Consider the following 3,578-nt stretch of genomic DNA (forward strand, 5'->3'; position numbering starts at 1 on the left):
GTCGCCGTCGGTCCACTGGAAGGTGAACGTCCAGGTGCTCCAGGAGGAGCTGACGGGGTCCGTCGAGTTCGTGCCGGACATGCCGATGAGGCCCATGGACCAGACGGCGACCGTGGCGGTGGTGTCGGCGTAGGCGCTGACCGTGGTGCCGATGGGGACCGTGCGGGAGACGAAGGTGCTGCCCTGGGGGGCGTTGCCGTTCGCGTCGAGGCCGGCTCGGGCGAGGAAGTCGGTGGAGTACGCCTTGTCGAGTTCCGGTACGAGGCGGGCGGCCTCGGCCGGGGTGTAGACGGTGCCGACGACGTCGTCGCGGGTGGCCTTCTTGAACATCGCCGTGGAGCCGAGCGCGACCGCGTAGTTGGCGGCGGCCGATTGAACGCCCTGGCGCGTGCGCGCGTATCCCGTAGGGATGCTCCCCGTTCTGCTCTCCACCGGCTTCGTCCCCGTCGCCGCCGTCGACTCCGCCTGCGGCTTCGCGCCGGAGGAGCCGCCGGTCGCTGTGCCGGAACCGCCGCTGTCCCCGCTGCCGTTGCCGCGGTTCGCGAACGCGATCGCCGCGATCAGCAGGACGACGACGGCGACGACCGTCACGAGGCTGCGGGAGGAGGAGCGGGCGGGCCGGCGCGCGGGCTCGGTTTCGGGGTAGCGGGTGCGGGTACCCGCGTAGCCACCGGTGGACGTGTCGTGGCCGGGCTCGTCGGCGGGACTCATACGGTGTGCGCCCCCTCTGCGTCGTATGCGGCGTCGGCGTCGTGGAAGAACGCGGTGCGGTACGACGGTAGCCGTGCTGGTTCCCGCGCGGGCGCGGTGTGGTGACTCGACATCAGGGGGACGCAACCTCAGCCGGGAGGGGGAGGGAAGGGGGAGTGGCTAGACGGCCATGCCGTACACGATCGTGAACAGCGTGCCGAGGGAGCCGATGATGAAGACTCCGGTGAGGCCCGCGATGATCAGCCCCTTGCCCTGTTCCGCGCTGAAGGTGTCCCGCAGGGCGGTGGCGCCGATACGTTGCTTCGCGGCGCCCCAGACGGCGATGCCGAGGCAGATGAGGATCGCGAAGGCCATCACGACCTGGATCATCGTCTTGGCCTCGGTACCCAGGCTGCCGAAGGGGCCCCAGTCCGGAGCGATCCCGCCGATGATGGTGTTGATGTCGCCCTTGTCGGCTGCGAAGAGCATGTAAGTCACCGCCCCTGGTGGGTAGTTCCGTTCGTGGCCCGCTGCCGTGCGCAGGGGTCGGAAGTCATTGTCACCGACAATGCCGCCTGGGTATGTCGACTTGGCGGCATTGGCGAGTGGGATTCGTATGAATGGTTCGTATCGTCACTCTGTGTATCACGGCAGGTCACGCCGGGCAATGAGGTGAGCGCGGAACCGTGGGGTGTGGTTCTGCGGAACCTGTCGGCGCCTCTGTCGTTGAGACACTTTCCCGATGCTCTCACGCTCGTAACACGAACGGGCCACGGCTCGAAAGCCGTGGCCCGTTGTTGACGGCCGGTCAGCCGGTGAAGGCGGCCAGTCCTTGCGGGGTTCCCCAGCCCGTCGGACCGTCGTAGCCGGACCGCGCGGTGCACAGGTAGCTCGCGCTGGCGGAGCAGGTGCCGTTCGAGCCGCTGGTGACGTCGTTCAGCGCGGAGGTGCCGGCCGCGCTGTAGATGTACGACGCCGGGTAGTCGCCGCTGCCGGGGGTGCCGGCCAGCGCGTAGACGGCCGCGATGATCGGGGCCGAGGCGGAGGTGCCGCCGAAGGTGTACCAGCCGGCGGTGACGCCGTACGAGTCGTACACCGCGACGCCCGTCGCCGGGTCCGCGACGGCCGAGGTGTCGGCGATCGCGCGCTTCGAGCAGCCCGTGTCGGTCTGCCAGGACGGCTTCGCGTCGTACGCGGAGCAGCCGGAGCCGGTGCCCTCGGTGGACGAGGTGTTCCACACGGACTCGGTCCAGCCGCGGGTGTTGGAGGCGGTCTTGAGTGCGGTGCCGCCGACGGCCGTCACGTACTTCGACGCGGCCGGGTACTCGGCGCCGTAGCCCTCGTCGCCGGCGGAGACGGTGATCGCGACGCCCGGGTGGTTGAAGTAGGAGGAGTCGTACGAGGTGTCGCTCGACGACTCCGAGCCGCCGTAGCTGTTGGAGACGAACTTGGCGCCCAGCTTGACGGCCTCGTTCACGGCGGTGCCGAGGTTGGTCATGCTGGAGGAACTCGCCTCCACCAGGAGGATGTTGGCGTTCGGGGCGATCGCCGAGGCCATGTCCAGGTCGAGGGAGATCTCCTGGGCCCAGCCGCTGTCCGCCGTCGGCAGCGAGGTGGTCGAGCCGGTCTGGGAGACCTTCTTGAAGCAGCCGTTGGCCGTCGTGCAGGCGCTCAGGCCGTAGTTCGCGCGGTACTTGGCGAGGTCCGCCTCCGCGTTGGGGTCGTCGTACGCGTCGACGATCGCGATCGTCTCGCCGGAGCCGTTGCTCGCCGCCGCGCTGGTGAGGCCGTACGCGTTCTGGAGGTCGCTCGGGCCGAAGCCGGTCGGGGTGGCGCTGGCCGCCTTCGGGGTGAGCGCCGCGCCCTGGTGCGACTTCGCCGCCTTTTCCTTCGAGAACGCGGTCACGCCGCCCGTCACGCGGAAGGAGTTGCACGTCAGGTCGCCCGCGTGCTTCGGGGTCGAGCAGGGGGTCGCCGTCCAGGTGACGGGGGAACTCGCCGCCGGTGTCGCCGCGTTCGCGTGTGCCGCTGTGCCGAGGCCCGCGAGGAGGAGGGCGGCGGTACCGAAGGCCGCGCCGCCTGTGCGGCGCCATCTGCCGGATATGGCAGGGGTGTTGTCGGTCGTACGCAAGGTACAGCCTCCTGGAAGTGGGGTGTTCAGGGGCGGTGCGGGTGACGTGGGGGTGTGGGCGGCGGCCCGGCGACGACTGTGACTTGTTGGGTACGCGACAAACAAGACAGGTGGCGGAATCCTGACTTCCGCGTTACTGAACGGGGTTCAGGGATTGCCCTGGGATGGTGGGGGCTTGACCGGGGAAACGTGGGCGTTACGAGAGGGGCAAAGATGAGTGCCGAAGTGCAGGAGGCGTTTCTGCGGGGCTTTCACGCCGGGCGGCCCGGGGTGACCGGGGAGGCGTTCGCCCGGGGGCGCGGGCCCGACGGGCGGTCCAGCTACGAGCTGCTGCGGGACCGGGTGTCCGGCGCCCGGCGCGTGCTCGACCTCGGCTGCGGGGACGGGGTCCTGCTGGAGCTGCTCCGCGACGGCTCCCCCGGGCGCCGGCTCGCCGGGATCGACCTGTCGCCGGAGGCGGTTCGGCTCGCCCGCGCGCGGGGCTTCGACGTCGAGGTGGGGCGCGCTCAGGAACTTCCCTTCGCCGACGGGGAGTTCGACGCCGTCGTCTCCCACATGGCCTTCATGCTCATGGCCGATGTGGAGACCGTCGCGGCCGAGGTGGCCCGTGTGCTGGCGCCCGGCGGGGTGTTCGCCTGCGTGCTCGGGGGCGGAGCCGTGGGCGGGGAGGCTTATGAGCGGTTCGTCCAGGTGCTGCGGAGGTTGCCGGCCGGGGGGATTCCGGCGCTCGGGGATCGCCGGGTGCGGGACCGGGAGG

The 3,578-nt window shown here is 70.5% G+C and carries 4 protein-coding genes; 1 reads left to right on the forward strand and 3 read right to left on the reverse strand.

The features are described 5' to 3' along the window. The 3 genes from AOK24_RS37220 to AOK24_RS37230 form a co-directional block, all read right to left on the reverse strand. Positions 1-711: hypothetical protein (locus tag AOK24_RS37220; RefSeq protein ID WP_055724366.1), on the reverse strand; the 711-nt coding region annotated here is incomplete at its 3' end. A gap of 159 nt (positions 712-870) precedes the next feature. After that, positions 871-1,179 carry a hypothetical protein gene (locus AOK24_RS37225; protein WP_010355696.1) on the reverse strand — a complete coding sequence of 103 codons (309 nt, stop codon included), beginning with the start codon at positions 1,177-1,179 and terminating at the stop codon, positions 871-873. A 319-nt stretch (positions 1,180-1,498) separates the two neighbouring features. Next, positions 1,499-2,821: a S53 family peptidase gene (locus tag AOK24_RS37230; RefSeq protein WP_055724367.1), complete on the reverse strand. Its 1,323-nt coding sequence runs from the start codon at positions 2,819-2,821 to the stop codon at positions 1,499-1,501. 213 nt (positions 2,822-3,034) lie between these two features. Here AOK24_RS37230 and AOK24_RS37235 point away from each other — a divergent pair. Next, positions 3,035-3,578, forward strand: a 544-nt coding sequence (locus tag AOK24_RS37235) for a class I SAM-dependent methyltransferase (protein ID WP_159052122.1), incomplete at its 3' end; no start/stop codon positions are given.

This window comes from Streptomyces niveiscabiei (assembly GCF_001419795.1).
Classification (GTDB): Bacteria; Actinomycetota; Actinomycetes; order Streptomycetales; family Streptomycetaceae; genus Streptomyces; species Streptomyces niveiscabiei.

Coding starts and splice junctions, on each gene's coding strand:
- AOK24_RS37225 (WP_010355696.1), bottom strand. CDS start 1,179: ATGCTCTTCGCAGCCGACAAGGGCGACATCAACACCATCATCGGCGGG.